The sequence below is a fragment of the Streptomyces sp. NBC_00435 genome (genome assembly GCF_036014235.1).
Taxonomy (GTDB): domain Bacteria; phylum Actinomycetota; class Actinomycetes; order Streptomycetales; family Streptomycetaceae; genus Streptomyces.
The window spans coordinates 6,243,381-6,265,916 of record NZ_CP107924.1; the positions used below are offsets into that span (position 1 = coordinate 6,243,381).

The 22,536-nt window shown below is 71.8% G+C and carries 11 protein-coding genes; 10 read left to right on the plus strand and 1 reads right to left on the minus strand.

Annotation, left to right across the window (positions count from 1 at the left end; all coding sequences use genetic code 11):
• Window positions 1-33: 33 nt before the first annotated feature.
• From OG389_RS28490 to OG389_RS28520, 7 genes are all read left to right on the plus strand, one after another.
• Complete coding sequence (locus tag OG389_RS28490) at window positions 34-1,092, plus strand: FecCD family ABC transporter permease (RefSeq protein ID WP_328301285.1); 1,059 nt, start codon at window positions 34-36, stop codon at window positions 1,090-1,092.
• Window positions 1,089-2,150, plus strand: a complete 1,062-nt coding sequence (locus tag OG389_RS28495; protein WP_328301286.1) for a FecCD family ABC transporter permease — start codon at window positions 1,089-1,091, stop codon at window positions 2,148-2,150. The genes OG389_RS28490 and OG389_RS28495 overlap by 4 nt, the downstream gene beginning before the upstream one ends.
• A 39-nt stretch (window positions 2,151-2,189) precedes the next feature.
• Window positions 2,190-3,056 (plus strand): ABC transporter ATP-binding protein, encoded by an 867-nt coding sequence (locus OG389_RS28500; RefSeq protein ID WP_328301287.1) that lies wholly within the window; start codon window positions 2,190-2,192, stop codon window positions 3,054-3,056.
• Window positions 3,057-3,141: 85 nt separating this feature from the next.
• Window positions 3,142-4,200 carry an iron-siderophore ABC transporter substrate-binding protein gene (locus OG389_RS28505; RefSeq protein WP_328301288.1) on the plus strand — a complete coding sequence of 353 codons (1,059 nt, stop codon included), beginning with the start codon at window positions 3,142-3,144 and terminating at the stop codon, window positions 4,198-4,200.
• Between the two features lie 2 nt (window positions 4,201-4,202).
• Window positions 4,203-5,990 (plus strand): ABC transporter ATP-binding protein, encoded by a 1,788-nt coding sequence (locus OG389_RS28510; protein ID WP_328301289.1) that lies wholly within the window; start codon window positions 4,203-4,205, stop codon window positions 5,988-5,990.
• A gap of 57 nt (window positions 5,991-6,047) precedes the next feature.
• Entirely contained in the window at window positions 6,048-16,997 is a 10,950-nt protein-coding gene (locus OG389_RS28515) for a non-ribosomal peptide synthetase (RefSeq protein WP_328301290.1), read from the plus strand.
• Entirely contained in the window at window positions 16,984-18,687 is a 1,704-nt protein-coding gene (locus tag OG389_RS28520) for an ABC transporter ATP-binding protein (RefSeq protein ID WP_328301291.1), read from the plus strand. The genes OG389_RS28515 and OG389_RS28520 overlap by 14 nt, the downstream gene beginning before the upstream one ends.
• A 69-nt stretch (window positions 18,688-18,756) precedes the next feature.
• On the opposite strand, the gene OG389_RS28525 is transcribed toward OG389_RS28520, so the two are convergent.
• Complete coding sequence (locus OG389_RS28525; protein ID WP_328301292.1) at window positions 18,757-19,869, minus strand: alpha/beta fold hydrolase; 1,113 nt, start codon at window positions 19,867-19,869, stop codon at window positions 18,757-18,759.
• A gap of 188 nt (window positions 19,870-20,057) precedes the next feature.
• Here OG389_RS28525 and OG389_RS28530 point away from each other — a divergent pair, with 188 nt between their 5' ends.
• From OG389_RS28530 to argJ, 3 genes are all read left to right on the plus strand, one after another.
• Entirely contained in the window at window positions 20,058-20,270 is a 213-nt protein-coding gene (locus OG389_RS28530) for an MbtH family protein (protein ID WP_328301293.1), read from the plus strand.
• Between the two features lie 69 nt (window positions 20,271-20,339).
• Complete coding sequence (gene argC / locus OG389_RS28535) at window positions 20,340-21,386, plus strand: N-acetyl-gamma-glutamyl-phosphate reductase (protein WP_328301294.1); 1,047 nt, start codon at window positions 20,340-20,342, stop codon at window positions 21,384-21,386.
• The gene (gene argJ / locus OG389_RS28540) at window positions 21,383-22,534 is read left to right on the plus strand and encodes a bifunctional glutamate N-acetyltransferase/amino-acid acetyltransferase ArgJ (protein WP_328301295.1); all 1,152 of its coding nucleotides are present in this window, start codon (window positions 21,383-21,385) and stop codon (window positions 22,532-22,534) included. Before argC ends, argJ begins: the two co-directional genes overlap by 4 nt.
• Window positions 22,535-22,536: the final 2 nt, after the last annotated feature.

Below are 22,536 nucleotides of genomic sequence, written 5' to 3' on the forward strand. Positions count from 1 at the left end.
CGGCGGCCCGCCCGTCCGATGACCTACGTAGACATGGGCACGAGCACAGTGGAACGCCCGGCGGTGTCCCGGGTCGCGGCGGCCCGGCGGCGTCGGGTCGTGGGTCTGGGAGCCCTCCTCGCGGTGCTCGTGGTCGCGGCCGTGGTGTCCCTCGCCGTCGGCGCGCGCGCGTTGAGTCCCGCCGAGGTGTGGCACGGGCTGTTCGCCGCGCCGGACCCCGGCCAGAAGGTCTCGGACACCAGACTCATCATGCAGACCGTGCGGGTGCCCCGGACGGTGCTCGCGATCGTGGCGGGCATCGCGCTGGGCGTCGGCGGTGCGCTGATCCAGGGGTATACGCGCAACCCCATCGCTGACACCGGCCTGCTGGGCGTGAACACCGGAGCCTCGTTCGCCGTGGTATCGGCGATCGCCCTGTTCGGGCTCACCGATCCGTTCCAGTACGTCTGGTTCGCCTTCGTGGGGGCCGGGCTCGCCGGTGTGGTCGTGTTCGGGCTGTCGAGCATCGGCCGGGGCGCCGGCAATCCGCTGACGCTCGCTCTGGCCGGGCAAGGGGTCACGGTGTTCCTCATGGCGATGACGACGGCGGTCGCGCTGTCGGACAAGGCGGCCCTGAACGCCCTGCGGTTCTGGAACGCCGGTTCGGTGGCCGGCGTCGGGTTCGACGTCATCTGGCCGGTGACCGCCTTCATCGCGGTCGGGCTGGTGCTGGCGCTGTCCACCCTGCCCTCCGTCAACCTGCTCAACCTCGGTGACGACGTGGCGCGCGGACTGGGCGTGAACATCACGCTGATCCGGACCGTCGGGATCGTCGCCATCACCCTGCTGGCGGGCGCGGCCACGGCGGCGTGCGGTCCCATCGCGTTCCTCGGACTCATGGTGGCGCACGTGGCCCGGTACATGGCCGGGCCCGATTACCGTTGGCTGGTGCCGTACGCGGGTCTGCTCGGCGCGGTCGTCCTTCTGGTCTGCGACATCGTGGGGCGCGTCGTGGTGCGGCCGGGTGAGCTGGACGCGGGCGTCCTCGTCGCTCTCCTCGGCGCCCCGTTCTTCGCGGTCCTGGTGTGGCGGGGAAAGTTCAAGAGCGCATGAACGTGACAGTGGTGAAGCGGCCGGTGGCGCCGGGTGTGAGGTTCGGCCGCGTGTCGTTCGTATGGCGGCCCAGGATCGTCCTGGTCACGCTGCTGCTGATGGCGGCGACCTTCTTGCTGTTCTGCCTGTCCATCGCGGTGGGGGACTTCCCCATAGGCCTGCCGCAGGTGGTCGCCACGCTCTTCGGCGCGGGTGAGCGGGTCGACGAGTTCGTGATCATGGACCTGCGCATGCCACGGGCCCTGGCCGGTCTCGTCGTGGGCGTCGCGCTGGGGGTGTCCGGGGCGATCACCCAGTCCATCGCACGCAATCCGTTGGCCAGCCCGGACATCTTGGGGATCACGGGAGGCGCCAGCGCGGTCGCGGTGTGCCTGGTGACGGTCTCGGGCGGGGCCGCCGCCGCGGTCGTCAGCACCGTGGGCCTGTCCGGGGCGGCGCTCGCCGGCGGTCTGGGCACGGGGCTGCTGGTGTACTTCATGGCGTGGCGGCGCGGGGTCGACGGTTTCCGGCTCATCCTCATCGGCCTCTCCGTGAGCGCCGTGATGGAGGCGATCACGACCTGGCTGCTGGTCACCGCCGACATCAGGGACGTGGCGCGGGCCCAGGCGTGGCTGGTCGGCTCATTGGACAACCGGTCGTGGGGCGAGGTGTGGGTGGCGCTCTGGGGCACGCTCGCCCTCCTGGTCGTCGTGGCGTGCGTCGCCTTCCAGTTCAAGCCGCTGCACTTCGGTGACGACGTGGCCGCGGGCCTCGGCGTCCGGTACTCGTTGGTGCGGGCCGTCCTCCTGCTGTGCGCGGTGCTCCTGGCCGGCTTCGCGGTGAGCGCGGCGGGACCGGTCCCGTTCGTGGCGATGGTGGCGCCGCAGGTGGCCATCCGTCTGACGAAGTGCCCGACACCGCCGTTGGTGGCGTCCGGCACGGTGGGTGCGCTGCTGCTGATCGGCGCGGACCTGGTCGCCCGGACGGCACTGCCGATCTCGCTTCCGGTCGGTGTGGTCACCGCCGCGATCGGCGGCCCCTTCCTCATTTACCTCCTGGTGCGGGCGAACCGCCGCTAGGTGATAGAAAGGTTAGGCAAGCCTAAATAAGGGGGAGTCATGGCCGCTCAGTACATCACCGGGTCCGGGTCCGGGATCGACGGCGTCCCGCGGTTGGCGGCCAAGGGTGTCACGGTGGGGTACGGGGACCGGACCGTCATCGACGCACTGGACGTGACGATCCCGGTGGGCGTGGTGACCACGATCATCGGCCCCAACGGCTGCGGCAAGTCGACCCTGTTGCGGACCCTGTCGCGGCTGCTCAAGCCGACCAGCGGATCCGTCGTCCTGGACGGCGAGGACATCGCCCGGCTGCGGACCAGGGACGTGGCCAAGAAGCTCGGCCTGCTGCCGCAGGCGCCGGTCGCGCCGGAGGGCCTGACCGTGGCCGACCTGGTCGCCAGGGGCCGCCATCCGCACCAGAGCTGGCTGCGTCAGTGGTCCTCGGACGACGCCTCCGTCGTGGAGCGCGCGCTGGCCATGACCGGGGTGGCCGACCTGGCCGACCGTCCCGTCGACGCGCTCTCCGGGGGGCAGCGTCAACGTGTCTGGATCTCCATGACCCTTGCACAGGGAACCGATCTGCTGCTGCTCGACGAGCCCACCACCTACCTGGACCTGGCGCACGCCATCGACGTGCTGGACCTGGTCGACGACCTGCACGAATCGGGATGCACGGTGGTCATGGTGCTGCACGACCTCAACCTGGCCGCGCGGTACAGCGACAACCTGATCGTGATGAAGGCGGGTTCGGTCCTGGCGCAGGGTCACCCGCGCGACGTGCTGACGGCTGAGCTGCTGCACGAGGCATTCGGCCTGCGTGCCATGGTGATTGACGATCCGGTGGGCGACCGGCCGCTCGTCGTGCCCATCGGCCGGACCCATGTCCAGAGTCCGGTCGGCCCAAACGAGATCCTTACAACTTAGGGTAGGCTAACCTCATCGGCCCGGGGTAAGGTTTGCCTGCCCTTATGTGGGCCGCAGTGGACAGCGTAAAAGCAAGGGATCTCGGATGCTCATCGATCGAACGACACGTATGACCCCCTGGCGGCGGCTGGCGGCGACCGTGTCCGTCGCGGCCCTGGGCGTAGGCCTCCTCACGGGTTGCGGTTCCGACTCGGCGGACAAGGACAAGAAGGACGACAGCGCCAACGCCCCCGCGGCCGCCGGCGCGTTCCCGGTCACGGTTGAGCACGCATTCGGATCCACCGAGGTCAAGAAGGCCCCCAAGCGGGTCGTTTCCGTCGGTTACACCGACGACCAGAACATCCTCGCGTTCGGCATCAAGCCGGTCGGCATGGTCGACCAGTACCCGAACCCGGCGGGTCAGAGCCCCGACATCAACACCCAGTGGCCCTGGGTGAAGGACAAGTGGGGCGACGCCAAGCCCGAGGTCATCATGAACAACGGTGACACCGGCCCCAACTTCGAGAAGATCGCGGCCCTGCGGCCCGACCTGATCATCGCGGTCTACTCCGAGATCGACCAGGCCGCCTACGACAAGCTGTCGAAGATCGCCCCGACGGTCGGCCGCACGAAGACCGAGAAGGAGCCCTTCAGCGCTCCGTGGCAGGACAACGCCCTCCACATCGCCAAGGCGCTCGGCAAGGCCGACGAGGGCAAGGCGATGGTCCAGGGCATCCAGGACAAGCTCGCCGCGGTCAAGAAGGCGCACCCCGAGTTCGCCAACCAGACCGCCGTCTCGCTGTCCTGGTACAAGGACGCGGTCAATCCCTTCACCACCACCGACGTCCGCGGTCAGCTCCTGACCGGCATGGGCTTCAAGGGCCAGACCGAGATCGACAAGATCGCGGGCAGCAGCTTCTCCACCGCGCTCTCCCCGGAGCGCATGGACCTCGTCGACGTCGACCGCGTCTTCGTCATCAATGACAAGGCCGACACGGACGCCCTGAAGAAGTTCGACCTCTTCACCAACCTGAAGGTGTCCAAGGCCAACAAGGTGTCCTACCTGCTCGACAGCGAGGGCCCGGCGGCCGGCGCGGCCATGTCGCAGGCCACCCTGCCCTCCCTGCCGTTCGCGATCGACGAGCTCGTCAAGTCGGTCGGCTAGGTGTGAGCACCACGGATACGCGTGTCGCCCCGGCCACCCTGCGCACGACGACCGGACGTGAAGCAGCCCGATGGGTAGCGGCCAACTGCCGCACGATGCCCTGGCTGACGTCCGCCGCCCTGCTCAGCACGGTGGCCGGGGCGGCGCTCCAGATGCTCCCGGTGCTGCTTCTCGGCCGGGTGGTCGACGGAGTGGTCGGGGGTGAACCACCTTCGATCCTGGTGCGGATCGGGGTGTTGATGGTGGCCGCCGCGCTGCTCGGCGCGGCGGCCACCGCGGTGTCGGCCTACCTGATCGGGCGGCTCGGCGCCGACCTTCTCGCGCACCTGCGTGAAGGCGCCGTCCGCGCCGTGCTGGGCATGCCCAGTGCCCGGATCGAACAGGTGGGCCGCGGTGACGTGCTCTCCCGGGTGGGCGACGACGTCGCCGTCCTGTCCAAGGGCATCCGGTCGGCCATTCCCACGGTGTTCTCCGCCGGGGTGCTGGTGGCCATCGCCACGGTCGGCATGTTCGGGCTCGACTGGCGGCTCGGGCTGGCGGGCGCCTGCGCGTTGCCGGCCTACGCACTGGCCCTGCGCTGGTACCTCCCCCGGTCCGCCCCGCTCTACCAGAAGCGCGCGGTCGCCCAGGCGGACCGCGCGCAGGCCCTGATCAGCGGTCTGAACGGCATCGACACGGTGCGGGCGTACCGCCTCGAGGAGGACTTCCGCGAGAAGGTCGCCAGCGACTCACGGCGAGTGCGGGACCTCGGGGTCGAGGTGTTCCGCTTCTTCGGCCGGTTCGTCGGCCGCGAGAACCGTGCCGAGTTCATCGGTCTGGTCCTGATCCTCGTGGTGGGCTACGTCCTGCTGGAGACCGGTTCCGCCACCATCGGCCAGGTGTCGGCGGCCCCCCTGGTGTTCCACCGCCTGTTCACCCCGCTGGGCGCCATCATGTTCACCTTCGACGAGGCGCAGAAGTCGGGCGCGAGCCTGACCCGCCTGGTCGGCGTACTGGGGGAGTCCGCGGAGGAGCGGCTGGTCGGCGACTCGACCGTCGCGCCGGCCGACAGCGCCCCGTACTCGGTGGAGGTGGAGGGGCTGACGTTCAGCTATCCCGGTGCCGAGGGGCCGGTCCTGCGGGACGTCAGCCTGACGATTCCGGCGGGCGGCTCGCTGGCCCTGGTGGGTGCGACGGGCGCCGGCAAGTCGACCCTGGCCGCACTCATCGCCGGCATCGGGACCCCGCAGGCAGGGTCGGTGCGCGTCGGGTCGACCGATATCGCCGATCTGGACGAGGCCGGGGCGAGGGCGTTGGTGAGCATCCTGACCCAGGAGACGCACGTGTTCTCCGGTCCGCTCGCCGACGACCTGCGACTGGCGGCGCCCGCGGCGACCGATTGCGAACTGGCGGCCGCGCTGCGCACCGTGGGCGCGGACGAGTGGGTCGACGCGCTGCCCGACGGGCTGTACGCGCTCGTCGGCGAGGGCGGCGAGCGCCTGGACGTCACCAAGGTCGCCCAGATCGCCCTGGCCCGGCTGGTGTTGGGCCGGGCACCCGTGGTGGTGCTCGACGAGTCGACCGCGGAGGCCGGCAGCGAAGGGGCCGCCGAGCTCGAGCGGGCCGTCCTGGCCGCGTGCGCGGGCCGGACGACGCTGTTCGTGGCCCACCGGCTGACCCAGGCGGTGGCGGCCGACCGGATCGCCGTACTGGACGCGGGACGCGTCGTGGAGCAGGGCACGCACGGGGAGTTGGTGGCCCTGGGAGGCCGCTACGCGCGACTCTGGCGGGCCTGGCGAGACGGTAGTTAGGTAACCCTAATTTAGGTTAGGCTAGCCTTCGTACCTTGGAAGGGTGTTGAGTCTTCAATGATGGAACCGAGCGCTCGTCTCGTGCTGATCTCTCCTACGCGCCTGGCCGACGTGCGCCGGCGTACCGGCGGATACTCCGACCGGACCATCGCCGAGGCCTGCGCCATCGGACTGTCGTACTGGGCGACGGGCGAGAGCCCCGACGGTATCGACCTGACCTCCGGCACGCTGTTCGCGGACGTCCTCGGATGGGTCGACAACGGAGGCGCCGCACCGAGCGACTGGGGAGTCGGCGAGGCCGCCCCGGAAGGCATCGGCATCACCCTCCCCGGGGGAGTCCCGCAGTCCGAGGCACAGCTCGCGCTCGAGGACCTGGCGGACTTCCCGGACCGTCCCCTCGGCACCATCAGCGCGTCCGGCCTGGCGGAGCGGCTCAGGACCCTGGCCCGGTGGAACGACACCGGGGCCGAGCGGGACCGGCCGACCATCGTGGAGATGTTCCGCGAGCAGGCGCGGCTCAGGCCGGACGCGGTCGCCATCATCGACGAACGCCGATCCCTGACCTATCGCCAGGCGGCCGAGCTGTCCGCACAGTTGGCCCACCACCTGATCGGACGCGGCCTCACCGCCGAGCAGGTCGTCGGCATCTCGCTGGGCCGTTCCGCCGAGATGGTGATCGGCCTGCTCGGAGTGCTGCAGGCCGGTGGCGCGTTCGTGCCGCTCGACCCGCAGTGGCCCGCCGCGCGCCGCGCCGTCGTCATCGACGACGCGCGGGTCGTGCTGCAGCTCAACGACTCCGGCGAGCACGGCCCCGCCGAGCCGGCCGCCCTCGCCGTCGACCTCGACGACTGGCAGTACGCCGCCCATCCCGTCGAGGGCACCGGAGTCACCGCACCCGGCAACTCCCTGGCCTACGTGATCTTCACATCCGGTTCGACCGGCCGTCCCAAGGGCGCGATGATCCGTCACGAGGCGATCAGCGAGCGGCTGCTGTGGCAGGTCAACGAGATCCTGGGCTTCGGCCACGACGACGCCTCCCTGTTCAAGGCGCCGCTGTCCTTCGACATATCCATCAACGAGATCTTCCTCCCGCTGGTGTGCGGCGGCCGGCTGGTGGTCCTGCGGCCCGGCGGCGAACGCGACCCGCACCACCTGCTGAGCGTGATCGCCGAGCACCGTGTCACCTTCACCTATCTCGTCTCCTCGATGCTGGACGTCCTGCTGGAGATCGCCGGGGACTCCGACCGGCTCGACAGCATGAGGCACGTGTGGTGCGGCGGCGAGGTGCTCACCCCGGAGCTGTACGAGCGCTACCGCACCCGGCTCGACATCCCCATGTACCACGGCTACGGACCGGCCGAGACGACCATCGGCGTCTCCCACGTCATCTACCGGGGCGAGGCGGAACGCCTGTCCACCTCGATCGGCAAGGCCAATCCCAACACCCAGCTGTACGTCCTCGACGACGAGCTGCGCCCGGTCCCCGTCGGCGTCGGCGGCGAGCTCTACGTCGGCGGCTTCCTCCTCGGACGCGGATACGTGGGCGCACCCGGTCTGACCGCGTCGCGGTTCGTGGCGAACCCCTTCGCCGACGACGGCTCCCGGCTGTACCGGACCGGCGACCTCGCCCGGTTCGCCCCGGACGGGTCGCTGGACTTCCTCGGCCGGGCCGACAACCAGATCAAGATCCGCGGCATGCGGCTCGAACTCGAGGACGTCGAGGTCGGTCTCGCCGAACACCCCGGGGCGCGGCACACCTGCGTCGTCGCGAAGAAGAACAGCGCCGGCGGCACCTACCTCGTGGGGTACGTGATCCCGGCCGCCGGAGCCGAGGACCTGCGGGCGGACCAGGTCAAGGCGTGGGCCGCCGAGCACATGGTCGAGTACATGGTGCCCGCCCACATCGTCGTGATGGCCGAGTTCCCGCTCACCCCGAACGGCAAGCTCGACCGACGCGCACTGCCCGAGCCGGAGATCGTCACCGGCTCGTTCCTCCGGCCCTCCAACGACAACGAGCGCGCGGTGTGCGCGGCCGTCGCGTCGGTACTGCGGCTGGAGGAGGTCGGCGTCGACCAGGACTTCTTCCAGCTCGGCGGTGACAGCATCCTCGCGATCTCGTTGCTGAGCGCGCTGCGCGAAGCGGGTCTCTACGTCACCGCGGGACAGATCTTCGCCAACAGCGTCCTCGGCGCGCTCGCGGCGGTGGCCAGCCGCGAGGACGTGGCCCGAGTGGACCACGGCGACGTCGCGACCGGTTCCGTCACGGGATCGCCCATCGTCCAGTGGCTCGGCAGGACCACGGACGCGATCGACGGCTTCGTGCAGGCGGTCGTACTGAATTCCCCGGATGCACTCACCGCCGACGCCCTCGGCGCCGTCCTCGACTCCGTCGTGGCCCGGCACGACATGCTGCGCGCCCGCCTCGTACGCGGCGACCGCTGGAGCTTCGACATCCCGGAGGCCGGCGGGACCGCGGCCGGCTGGCAGGAGAGCGACCGGCCGCTCGACGAGTGCGTCGCCCTCGCCACCGAAGGGCTGGACCCGGACAACGGCGTGATGCTGCGGGCCGTCTGGCGCCGTGAGGAACGCCAACTGGTCGTCGTCGTCCACCACGTGGTGGTCGACGGAGTGTCCTGGAGGGTCCTGATGGAGGACCTGGCCACGGCATGGCGCCAGTGCTCCGCGGGTGAACCGATCGAACTGCCCGCGGTGGGAACGTCGTTCCGGCGCTGGACCCAGCTCCTGGGGAGCGCGGAGTTCGACGCGGACCGCGCCTACTTCGAGCGTCCGCTCCCGGGCCCCGACGCGCCGCTGGGGCGCCGGGCACCGTCCGAGGCGGACACGGTCGAGCGGGAGAGGGAGCGGACCGTCACGGTCGGCCCCGAGGTCACCGCCGCGCTGCTGGGCGAGGTCCCGGCGAAGTTCCACGCGGGCGTCAACGACGTCCTGCTGACCGCGCTCGCCGTCACCCTCGCCCGGTGGCGCCGCGGCCGCGGCCAGGACCAGACCTTCGCGCACGTCGAACTGGAGGGCCACGGACGTGAAGGGCGTCACGTGGCGGGCGCCGCCGGCATCGAGCCGGAGCTGTCGCGGACCGTCGGCTGGTTCACGACCCTGTTCCCGGTGACCGTGGACCCCGGGACGACCGGCGACTTCACCGCCCCCGAGTACCTCGCCACCGCACTCAAGGCGGTCAAGGAAGACCTCGCCCGGGTACCGAGCAACGGCGTCTCCTACGGCGCCCTGCGCTACCTGGCCGACGCCGCCTTCACGGCCCCGGCACCGCAGATCCTCTTCAACTACCTGGGCCGCTTCGACGCGGGCGCGTCCGGGGACTGGCAGCTCGCCGGAACCACCGGGCAGCTCGGCGAGAAGCGCGACCCGAGAATGCGCCTGCCGCGCGTCCTGGAGTTCAACGCGATCGCCGAACCGGACGCCACCGGCGAGTACGAGCTCGTCACCACCATCTCCTGGCCCGAGGGGATGTTCACCGACGAGGACATCGAAGCGATCGGCGGGTACTTCCAGGAGGCCCTCACCGCCCTCGCCGCGCTCGACCAGGGCGGCCACTCGCCCAGTGACTTCCCGCTGGTGCGCCTGACCCAGGCCGACGTCGACGCCCTCGACGGCCCCGCGCTGCGCGCCGTCCTGCCCCTGACCCCGCTGCAGGAAGGCCTGTACTTCCACTCGGTCTTCGACGACGACTCCGCGGGCAGCTACGTCGAACAGCAGCTCCTGACGCTGGAAGGCGAGCTCGACCCCGACCGCCTCGCGGCCGCGGCCACCCGGCTGCTCGCCCTGTACCCGAACCTGGCCGCGCGGTTCACGGCCCTCGCCGACGGCCGTGTCGTCTCCGTACTGGAAAGCGGCGTCGAGGCGCCCTTCACCGCACTGGAGCGGCCCGGCATCACCGAGGAGGAGCTGCACGAGTACGCCGAGCGCGACCGCCGCGCCGGATTCGACCTGGCCACCGGCCCGCTGATGCGGTTCACGCTGGTCCGCGACCCGGAATCCGGCCGCGACGTCCTGGTGCAGACCGTCCACCACATCATCGCCGACGGCTGGTCGGTGCCCCCGATGCTGCGCACGCTGCTCGCCGAGTACCACGCGCCCGGGAGCATGTACCAGCTGAGCGGTTTCCCCGACTACGTCGGCTGGCTCGCCGGACGCGACGCCGACGAGAGCGACCGGGTGTGGGGCGCCGAACTCGCCGAGCTGCCCGGTCCCTCGCTGGTCGCCACGGACCACACCCCGTCCGACCGGTTCGCCGACACCTCGGTGGAACCCGCGGACGACATCGACGCGGCCGCCCGGTCGGCCGGCGTGCCGCTGAGCGTGGCCGTGCACAGTGCCTGGGCGGTGACCCTGGGCGGCATCCTGCACTCCGCAGACGTGGTCTTCGGCTCCACCGTCTCCGGCCGCGACGCCGACGTGCCCGGCATCGGAGACATGGTCGGCCTGTTCATCAACACCATCCCGCTGCGCGCGCGGTGGGCCGACGCCACCACGGCGCGCGAGCTGCTCACCTCGGTGCGCGAACACCAGGGCGCGGTGCTGCCGCACCAGTACGTCTCCCTGGCACGGATCGGCCGCCAGGCCGGCGTCGGCTCCCTCTTCGACACCCTCGTCGTGTTCGACGTGGCGACCGACGTGGCCGCCCTGCGCCGGACCGGCGACACGCTGGCCGTCACCGACCTCGTCAACGAGGGGGCACCCCACTATCCGCTGACCCTGGTCGTGGAGCGGGCCCTCGACGGGCGCCCGCGCTTCAACCTGATCTACGACGGCGAACTGCTGCGCGAGAGCAGCGCCCAGGACATCCTGAGCCGGTTCACGCACACCCTCACCGGCTTGCTCACCCGGCCGGACGCCCCGGTCGGCGACCTGGTGCCGGGGGAGTACGGGAGTCCCGCACGGATCACCCCCGCCACCCTCGGCGAGCTGTTCGACGCCGCGGCGGACCGGGACCCGGCGGCGACCGCCGTCACCCAGTGCGCCCTCGACGGCACCACCCGGTCCCTGACCTACGGGGAACTCGCCGCCGCGAAGGACGAACTCGCCGCCACCCTGCGTGCGGCCGGGGTCCGGCCGGGCCGCCGCGTGGCCGTGGCCGTCCCGCGCACCATCGAGCAGGTCGTCGCCCTGGTCGCGATCGTCAGCGCGGGCGGCGCGTACGTACCGCTCGACATGGCCTACCCGGACGGCCGGCTGGAGTACGTCCTCGCGGACGCCGCACCACAGGTCGTCCTCGTGGACCCTGGCCAGCGCGAACGCTTCACGGAGCTGCTGGAGCGGGCCGGCGTCACCGCCCGCGTCCTCGTACAGGGGGACGAGCTGCCGCAGGACGCCGAGCAGGACGCCGAGCAGGACGCCGCGCGGACCGTGACCGACCGGCCCGACTGGCACGACCCGGCCTACGTGATCTACACCTCCGGCTCCACCGGCAGGCCCAAGGGCGTCGTCGTCCCGCACTCCAGCGTGGTGGCGCTGCTCGCCAACACCCGGCCCGACATGGACTTCGGCCCGGACGACGTCTGGGTGCAGTTCCACTCCTACTCCTTCGACTTCGCGGTCTGGGAGCTGTGGGGCGCCCTGGCGCACGGCGGCGAGCTGCTCGTTCCCGACTACGGGCTGACCCGTTCCCCGGTCGACTTCCACCGCCTGGTCCGTGAGCGCGGAGTGACCGTGCTGAACCAGACGCCCTCGGCCTTCTACCAGTTCGTCGAGGCCGAACGGCACGCCGGTGAGCCCCTCACCGCCCTGCGCCGGGTCATCTTCGGCGGCGAGGCACTGGATCTCGGACGGCTGCGCGGATGGGTCGAGCGGCACGGCGCCGCCTCGCCCGAGCTCGTCAACATGTACGGGATCACCGAGACCACGGTCCACGTCACCCACCGGGTGCTGACCGCCGAGGACTTCACCTTCGGCGACGACGTGAGCCCCATCGGCGGCCCCATCCCGGGTCTGACCACCTACCTGCTCGACGACCGGCTCCGGCCGGTGCGGCCGGGCGTGGTGGGCGCCATCTACGTGGCCGGCGACCAGGTTTCCCTCGGGTACCTGGGCCGGCCGGACCTCACCGCGAGCCGGTTCGTGGCGAACCCGTTCGCGAACGACGGCTCCCGCATGTACCACACGGGCGACCTCGCCGTCCGAAACCTCGACGGTGAGCTGGAGTTCACCGGCCGCGCCGACGACCAGGTACAGCTCAAGGGCTTCCGCATCGAGCTCGGCGAGGTCGAGTCCGCGCTGCGGGACCTCGACGGCGTGATCGACGTCGCCGTGACCGTGGCCGGCAGCGGCGACCACCTGGTCGCGCACGTCGTGGGCCGGGTGCCCGGAGACCTCTCCTCACTCCTCGCCGCGAAGCTGCCCGTGCACATGGTGCCGGGGCGCGTCCTGCCCGTGGACTCCCTGCCGCTGACCGTCAACGGCAAGCTGGACCGCAAGGCCCTGATCGAGCGGGCGGCGCAGGACGACACCCCGGTGGCCGCCACCGGTTCCGTGCCCGATTCCGTACTGGCCTCACTGGTGGGCATCTTCGCCGACACGCTGTCCCACCCGGCCGCCGACGCCGGCACCGACTTCTTCGGGGCGGGCGGCGACAGCATCGTCGCCATCACCGTGGTCAACCGGGCCAGGGCGCTCGGCCTGCCGATCGCACCCCGCGACGTGTTCCTGCTGAAGACACCGCGGGCACTCGCCGAGCTCCTCGCCGAGCGTGCCCCGCGGGACCGGGCATCCGCTGCGACGCCCACCCCCGCGCGCCGCGAGGACGGCCCGGTGGCGCCCACTCCGATCATCCTGCGCCAGCGGGAACTGGGCGGTTCCCTCGCCAGGTTCGCCCAGGCCAGGACGGTGGACGTGGCCGAAGGCACCGAGTTCGCCGAGATCGAGCGCGCCGCGAACGCCGTACTGGCCGCCCACCCGGCCCTGCGGATGCGACTGCACGCCGAGCACGGGGTGTGGACCCTGCGCACCGAACCCGGCCGCGTGGCCACCGTCGTCCGCGCGGACACGGCCGACGCCACGGCGGCGGCCAACGAGGCCGCCGGCCGGCTCGACCCCGGGACCGGGGACGTCACCGCGTTCACCTGGCTCGCGGCCACCGGCACCCTGGTGATCACCGTCCACCACATCGCGGTCGACTCCGTCTCCTGGCTGATCCTGCTCGACGACCTGGCCGCCGCCCTGCGCGGGGAGACCCTCGCACCGGCCACCACGTCCTACGCCGAGTACGCCGAGGCGCTGACCCTGCGGTCCGCCGCCGGCGCCGACGACCTGGGACACTGGATCACCACCCTCCAGGCGCCCCCGCTGCTGCCCGCGGTCGGCGCGCTGCGCGACACCACCGTGGTGCTCGGTCCCGACGTCAGCGACCAGGTGACGCGCACCGCCCCCGCCGCACTGGGCGTCGCGCTCACCGAGCTGCTGTGCGGCGCCCTGCGCACCGCCCTGACCAGGATCCAGCCGTCGCCCACCGATCTCGCGATCGAGCTGGAGCGGCACGGCCGGGTGGAGGTGCTGGAGCACCACGACTACACCCGTACGGTCGGCTGGTTCACCGCCATCGCGCCCGTCCGGCTCACCGCGCACACCGATCCGGTCGCGGCGGCCCGCGAGCTCGCCGAGCGGCAGCCCGACGAAGCCGGGCACATCGCCTACGGCCGGCTCCGCTACCTCAACCCGCAGACGGCCCCGCTGCTGACCGCCCGTCCGCAGGTGCTGTTCAACTACCTCGGCCGCGGCAGCGAGTCCCGGGCGCTGCACATCACCGGCGGCGACCAGGGCAGCCCGTACGCCGTCGAGGTCAACGCCTGGACCGACGCGGCCACCGGCAGCCTGCACGCGACCTTCACCCTCGCCGAGGAGGTCCCCGACGAGATCGGCGCGCACTGGCTGCACGCCCTGGAATCCCTCGCCGAGGCCTCCGCCACGGCCGAACGCACGGCGCCGGTCACCGCACTCCAGCGGGGCCTGTTCTTCCAGGCCCAGCTGGCGGGATCGGCCGGACACTACGTCGCGCAGAGCTACTTCGCCCTCGACCGGCGCCTCGACACCGACGCACTGGCCGAGGCCATGGCCTGCGTGATGGTCCGGCACCCGGTCGTCGGCGCCGGCTTCACCACCGACGACGAAGGCAACCCGGTCCAGGTCCTCAAGGCGGGCCGGCGGGTCGGCGTCCACACCGTCGAGCTGTCGAGCGACGAGGAAGTCGAAGCCCTGCGCGTCCGGGACCGCAACAACGGCTTCGACCCGGCCGAAGCGCCGCTGATCCGGCTGACCGTGATCCGGCTGCCCGACGGCCGTGACGGGCTGCTCCTCAGCTACCACTTGCTGCTGTGGGACGGCTGGTCCCGCGCCATCGTCCTGCGGGACCTGTTCGAGGCCTACCGGGCCGTGCTCGCCGGCGAGAAGCCGGACGCGACCCCGGCCGTGCCGGGCTTCGAGGACTACGCCCGGACGCTCGCCGCCAAGGACCAGGCCGTCTCCGAGCGGTTCTGGGCCGAGCACCTGGCCGGGCTCTTGGGCCCGACGCTGCTCGCGGGACCGGCGCCGTCCCTCTCGGACGACCTGCCGCCCGCGCTCCTGCACACACTCACCGCCGAACAGTCGGACCTGCTCCGGGAGACGGCCAGGGCACACGGAGTCACCCTCAACTCGGTCCTCACGGGCGCCTTCGGCCTGCTCCTCGGCACCCACACCGGCCGCAGCGACGCGGTGTTCGGCGTGACCGTCTCCGGCCGCGAGGGCGAGGGCCTGTCCGACATCGTCGGCGTGCTGCTCAACACCGTGCCCATGTGGACGCGGGCCCGGCCCGACGACACGGTCGGGGAGTACCTGTCGGCCGTACAGGCGGCCCGGGTCGACGCGATGGAGCACGAGCACCTGGGACTCGGTGAGATCCAGCGGGCCAGTGGCCACGACACCCTGTTCGACAACCTGTTCGTGCTCCAGAACTTCCTGGACATGGACGCGCTCGCCGAGATGAACGCCCGCCACGGCATCACCGAGGTGAAGTCGGACGACTCCACCCACTACCCCTACACCTGGGTCGTCACGCCGGGCGACCGGCTCACGGTCAAGCTGGAACACCGCCACGGCGACAGCGACACCGCCCGCCGCCTCCTCGACGACTACGTCCGTGTGCTCCAGGACCTGGCCCGGTCCACCGGACCGGTGGGCGCGCTGCCCGCGCTCGGGCCGGTGCCCGAGCCCGCCGTCCGCACGGACATCGGCACCGACACGGTGGTCGACCGCTTCGACCAGGCGGCGGACCGGTCGCCCGAGCGGATCGCGCTCGTGGCGAACGGCCTCAGCATGACCTTCGGTGAACTCCGGGACCGCAGCCGCCTGCTGGCGGGTGTGCTCGCCGGCCGCGGCATCGGCCCGGAGCGGACCGTGGGCCTGGCGATACCGCGTTCGCCGGACTGGATCGTGGCACTGTTCGCCGTACTGCGCACCGGAGCGGCGTACGTACCGCTGGAGCTGGACCACCCGGACGAGCGGATCGCCACGATCGTCGAGGACGCCCGTCCCGAGGTCGTCCTCACCGTCAGCGCCGTCTCGCCCAGGCTGACCGGCGACCTGATCGAACTGGACCGGCCCCTTCCCGAGGCCGAGCCGCTCGTGACGTTCGCGCCCGAGGACCCGAACCGGCTCCGGTACCCCGCGTACACGATCTACACCTCCGGCTCGACGGGGAAGCCCAAGGGCGTCGTGACCGAGTACGCCGGTCTCACCAACATGCTGATCAACCACCAGCGCCGCATCTTCGAACCGGTGCTGGCGGAGCACGGCAACCGGGTCTTCAGGATCGCGCACACCGTGTCCTTCGCCTTCGACATGTCGTGGGAGGAGCTGCTGTGGCTCGCCGACGGCCACGAGGTGCACATCTGCGACGAGGAACTGCGCCGCGACGCCCCCGCCCTGGTCGAGTACTGCCGCGAGCACGGGATCGACGTGATCAACGTGACCCCGACCTACGCGCAGCAGCTGGCGGCCGAGGGCCTGCTGGACAACCCGGACCGACGTCCCGCGCTGGTGCTGCTGGGCGGCGAGGCGGTCACCCCGACCCTGTGGCAGCGACTCGCCGAGACCGAGGGGACGGTCGGCTACAACCTGTACGGGCCGACCGAATACACCATCAACACCTTGGGCGTCGGCACCTTCGAGTGCCAGGACCCGGTGGTGGGCGTGGCGATCGACAACACCGAGGTGTTCGTGCTGGACCCGTGGCTGCGGCCGCTGCCGGACGGGGTTCCCGGTGAGCTCTACGTGTCGGGCATCGGCATCGCCCGGGGGTACCTCGGCCAGCAGGCACAGACCGCGCACCGGTTCGTTGCTTCCCCGTTCGGCGAGCCCGGCGAGCGCATGTACCGGACGGGCGACCTGGTGATCCGCCGGCCGGACGGGAACCTGATGTACCTCGGCCGCACCGACCAGCAGGTCAAGATCCGGGGCCACCGCGTCGAGTTGGGGGAGGTCGAGGCCGCGTTCGCCGCGCACCCGGCGGTACGGTTCACCGCCGCGGTCGCCCAGCCCGACCCGCAGGTGGACGGCGCCTACCGGCTGGCCGCGTACCTCGTACTGGCCGGCTCCGACCTGGCCTCGGTCGCCGCCGAGGTGGGCGCCGGACTGCCGGACTTCCTGCGCCCGACGCACTACGCTCAGGTCGACAGCATCCCGCTCACGGTGAACGGGAAGGCCGACACCAAGGCACTGCCGGAGCCCAAGCCGCTGGGAGCGCTGACCACTTCGGGTGAGCGCGGCCCGGAGACCGAGACCGAGACCACGGTCTGCGAGTTCTTCGCCGAGGCCATGGACCTGGACGACGACGAGGTGAGCGCCGTGAGCGACTTCGTGTCCCTGGGAGGACACTCCATGCTGGCCGTACGCCTGGTCGGACTCCTGCGCCGTGAATTCGGCCCCGTGCTCACCATCCGTGATCTGCTCACCCTGCGGACCCCCGAAGCGATTGCCCGGCACCTCGATGACAATTCCTGACGTCCAGGGATCCCGCAGTCCGGGATCCTCCATCCTGCGCACCGCCGTACGCCGCAACGCCGGCGCCATGGTCTGGGGCACCATCCTCATGGGCCTCTACCAGGCGGGCGAGACCGCCTTCCCGATCGCCCTCGGCCTGATCGTCGATCACACGATGCGCGGACGGAGCCCGGAGGCGCTCGCCCTCTCGATCGCCGCGCTGGCCGTGATCATCACGACCGTGTCGCTGTCGTGGCGGTTCGGGATGCGCATCCTGCAGAAGGCCAACACGACCGAGGCCCACCACTGGAGGGTCCGGGTCGCGGCCTGCGGCCTCCAGCCGGTGGCCCGGGACGTCGACCTCAAGTCCGGCGAGGTGCTCACCATCGCCACCGAGGACGCGGACCAGACCGCCGACATCGTCGAGGTCGTGCCGATGCTGATCAGCTCCTCGGTGGCGGTGCTGGTCGCGGCGGTCGCGCTGAGCGTGGCGGACCTGCGGCTCGGCCTGCTGGTGATGGTCGGAACGGTCGCCATCCTGTCGACCCTCAGCGTGATGTCGAAGCGGATCGGCAGCAGCACCAAGGAGCAGCAGGCCCGCGTGGCGCGGGCGGGTGCGAAGGTCGCCGACCTGATCACCGGCCTGCGCCCGCTGCACGGCTTCGGCGGCAACCATGCGGCGTTCCTGTCCTACCGGAAGGTCAGCACGGAGGCGAAGCAGCAGTCGATCACCGTCGCCCGGGTGAACGGTGCCTACACGGGCACCGCGCTGGCCCTGAACGCGACCCTCGCGGCCTCGGTGACCCTGACCGCCGGCTGGCTGGCCTTCAACGGGCAGATCAGCATCGGGGAGCTCGTCATGGCCGTGGGCCTGGCGCAGTTCATCATGGAACCGCTCAGGCTGTTCTCGGACATGCCGAAGTACGTGATGATGGCCCGCGCTTCGGCGGAGCGGATGGCCCTGGTGCTCTCCGCGCCGCCGGTGGCTGCCCCGGGGACGGCGAGTCCGGTCCCCGGCGGGGACCTGGAGATCGACTGCGTCCGGTACGAGTCCCTGCAGGGGCTGAAGTTCCACGTCCCGGCGGGCGAGTTCACGGCGATCGCGGTCTACCAGCCGCGGGCGGCGGCCGAGCTGGCGTCGATCCTGGCAGTGAACGTGTCGCCGGCCGCGTACGGGGGAGTGGTGCGCCTCGGCGGGCAGGACCTCGCGGACCTTTCGGTCGAGGCGGTCCGCGGGCACATGCTGGTGAACCCGTACGACGGGGAGATCTTCGCGGGAACCCTCCGTACGAACATCGACCCGTCCGGCACCAGCCGGACGGTGCCCGAGGCCGTCGAGGCGTCCATGCTGACCGACGTCGTCGCACTGCACCGCCAGGGACTCGACTACGAGGTCCGCGACCGCGGTTCGAACCTCTCCGGGGGGCAGCGCCAGCGGCTGTCGCTGGCCCGCGCTCTGGCGGCGGACTCCGATGTGCTCGTCCTGCGGGACCCGACGACGGCCGTGGACGCGGTCACCGAGCAGCTCGTCGCGCGCAACATCGCGGAACTGCGCCGGGGCCGTACCACCGTCGTCATCACCAGCAGCCCGGCCCTGCTCGACGCCGCCGACCGGGTCCTCGTGCTGGACGACGGGGTCGTCACGGCCGAAGGCACCCATCGCGAACTGCTGGCCACCGACCCGGCGTACTCCCTGGCGGTGACGCGGTGACGCGGTGACGCGGTGACACGGGGGCCCGGGTGCCCGGCGATCCGCCGGGCACCCGGGCCCCCGTGCTTGTCAGGCCAGCGCCCAGGCGACGTCCCTGAGCAGGGCCTGGCGCCAGCCGGCGCGGTCGTGTCCCGATGCCGACCTGGAGATCCGTACGGTCGCACCGGACCGTTCCGTCAGGGTCTCGACCAGCTCGCAGTGGGGGCGCATGCGCGTCTCGTGCTCTCCCAGGTCGAAGGCGACCCGCAGTCCGGCCGGGGCGGGACGCTCCCGCAGGCGGGCGGCGACGGTGCCGCCGACCGGACCGCCCAGGGGGTCCGGCAGGTCCTCGGTCCCGGGCGTCCACCAGAACGACCCCGACTGGCAGGCGACGCGGGACACCAGGTCCGGGAACTCCGTTGCCGCGTACATCGCGCTCAGTCCGCCGAGGCTCTGTCCGACGACCACCAGGCGGTCCAGGTCGGCGGGCACCCCGCAGTCCGCCACCAGCGGCAGCAGTTCGTCCCTTACCGCCTCCCACAGCTCCGGCCGGCACCCGAACTCGGCCTGCCGGTCCTTGGCCGGTACGAACACCAGGGTGACCGGGGGCATCTCGCCGGCGGCGACGGCCGCGTCGAACGCGGACATGGCCGGGTGCAGGTACAGCCAGTCGTCCCCGTCGAGCAGCAGGACCACCGGTCCGCCGCCGCCCGCCGGGTGGACCCGCACGGTGCGCCGCCCGCCGAGGCGTTCGCTGGTCCAGCGGATCCGGGTACGGGGCAGCGGCAGCACGTCGGTGGTGTCGACGGCCGGCCAGTGCGGCTGGGGGGGAGCGTCCGGGGTGGCGGCGATGGACCGGTCGCCGCCCGCCCCGACCGGGTTGAGCGGATCGGCGTACGAGGCGTCACCCGCGAGGAACCGGTAGGTCACCCGGAGCCGCGCGGGCATGCGGACTTCGGCGTACCAGCAGTCCGTGTCCTGCCAACGGGCCAGCGGCACGGGCTCCGACCAGCTCTCGAACTCGACGACCGCCGGGCAGCCGCGCCACAGGAACAGGGTGACCCAACCGCCGTCGCCGCACGGCACGGACGCCGGAGCCGCGGCCGCCCAGAACTCCTCGGTGCCCGGCGTGCCGGGCAGGTCGAACGCGACGAAGGGGCTCTCCGCGCCGTCGTCGGCCCGGACCCGTTCGAGTGCACGCATCGGTGCCTCCTTGTGAGGGGGAAGGTGAATCGTTAAGCTCTATGCTTAGGCGAGCCTAACCTAAGTGTTAGGCTCTCCTCATTCCCGATCGACCTTCCCCACGGACGGCGCTCGCTGCCGGGCTGCGCGTCGCACGCCCCGTCCGACGGCAGTTGCCGATCCCCCCGGGGCCCAGGAGGAACCCAAGCATGAGCACCAACCCGTTCGACGATGCCGACGGCCGTTTCCTGGTCCTGGTGAACGAGGAGGGGCAGCACTCCCTCTGGCCTTCCTTCGCCGATGTGCCCGGAGGATGGACGGTCGTCCTCGCGGAGTCCACCCGCGACGCGTGCCTGGCATTCATCGAGTCCAGCTGGGCCGACCTGCGCCCCCGGTCCCTCGCGGCGGCCGTCGACGCCTGACCGGAGCCGGTCACGGTCCGGCCGTCATCCGGCGTGCCACTCGAACGAACAGACGGAGAACAGAAGAACATGACCGTACGGGTCGCGGTAGCCGGTGCCAGCGGCTACGCGGGCGGGGAACTGCTCCGCCTGCTGGCTTCGCATTCCGGCGTGGAGATCGGCGCGGTGACCGCGCACACCAGCGCGGGGCGTCCACTGGGATCCGTACAGCCGCAGCTGCCGGAGCTCGCCGGCCGGATCCTCCAGGACACCTCCGCGGCTTCCCTGCGCGGCCACGACGTGGTGTTCCTCGCACTGCCCCACGGTCAGTCGGCGGCCCTGGCCGCGGAGTTGGAGCCCGGAACCCTGGTCGTGGACTGCGGCGCGGACTTCCGGCTGCGGGACGCGGCCGCCTGGGAGCGGTTCTACGGTTCCGCCCATGCCGGGACCTGGCCCTACGGCCTGCCCGAACTGCCCGGGGCCCGGGACCGGCTGAAGAGCGCCACCCGGATCGCGGTTCCCGGCTGCTACCCCACGGCGGTCACCCTGGCGCTGTTCCCCGCGTACGCGGCACGCCTGGTCGAGCCCGAGGCCGTGATCGTCGCCGCCAGCGGAACCTCCGGAGCCGGACGCTCGCTCAAGACGCACCTCCTCGGCTCCGAAGTGATGGGCTCCATGAGCCCGTACGGAGTCGGCGGCGGCCACCGGCACACCCCGGAGGTGGCCCAGAACCTGTCCCTCGTGGCGGGGGAGCACGTGACGGTCTCCTTCACCCCGACCCTGGCGCCCATGCCCCGGGGCATCCTCGCCACCTGTTCGGCCCGTCTGCGCCCGGCCGGGGCGACGTCCGTGATCCCGGCGGAGGACGAGGTGCGTGCCGTGTTCGAGGCCGCGTACGCCGACGAGCCGTTCGTACGGCTGCTGCCGCCCGGCCAGTGGCCCTCCACCGCCGCCGTCCTCGGCACGAACACCGCCCAGGTGCAGATCGCCGTGGACCCGGACGCCCGCAGGCTGATCTGCGTGAGCGCCATCGACAACCTGACGAAGGGCACCGCGGGCGGCGCGGTGCAAAGCATGAACATAGCCCTCGGCCTGCCGGAACGGCTGGGCCTGCCCATGAATGGAGTGGCTCCGTGAGTGTGACCGCCGCCCTGGGATTCCTTGCCAGCGGAGTGACCGCGGGCCTCAAGGAGTCCGGTGACCCGGACCTGGCCCTGGTGGTGAACCGGGGGCCCTCGCGGGCCACCGCCGGTGTCTTCACTTCGAACCGCGTGCAGGCCGCGCCCGTACGCTGGTCCCGCCGTGTGCTCGCGGACGGGCGGATATCCGCCGTCGTCCTCAACTCCGGCGGTGCGAACGCCTGCACGGGGCCGGGCGGCGGCGAGGACGCGCAGGTGATGGCCGAGCGCACGGCGCGGGCCGTGGACGTGGCCGCGGACGAAGTCGCGGTGTGTTCCACGGGCCTGATCGGCGTCCGACTGCCGATGGACCGGGTGACGGCCGGCATCGCCGCCGCCGCGGACCTGCTCTCGTCCGAGGGCGGCGAGGACGCGGCTGTCGCGATCAGGACGACGGACTCGGTCCACAAGACGGCGGTGGCCGCCGGCGCGGGCTGGACGGTGGGGGGGATGGCGAAGGGCGCGGGCATGCTCGCCCCGGGCCTCGCCACCATGCTGGTCGTCCTGACCACGGACGCCGACGTGAGCGCCGAAGTGCTCGACACGGCGCTGCGCGAGGCGGTGCGCACCACGTTCGACCGGGTGGACTCGGACGGCTGCATGTCCACCAACGACACCGTGCTGCTGCTCGCCTCGGGTGCCTCGGGCGTCACGCCCGGGCCTGCGGAGCTCACCGCGGCCGTCCACGCCGTGTGCCAGGACCTGGCGCTCCAGCTGGTGGCCGACGCCGAGGGCGCCTCCAAGGAGATCGAGGTGGCGGTCGTCGGCGCGGCCTCTGAGGCGGACGCCGTCGAGGTGGGCCGCTCGGTCGCCCGCAACAACCTCCTCAAGTGCGCACTGCACGGCGAGGACCCGAACTGGGGCCGGGTGCTGTCCGCGATCGGCACGACCTCGGCCGTCTTCGACGCGGACCGGCTGGACGTGGCCATCAACGGCGTCTGGGTGTGCCGGGACGGCGCCGAGGGCGAGCCCCGGGACAAGGTCGACCTGTCGGACCGCCGGATCACCATCACCGTGGACCTGCGTTCCGGCGACTCCTCCGCCGTCGTCTGGACCAACGACCTGACGGCCGCGTACGTGCACGAGAACAGCGCCTACAGCTCGTGAGC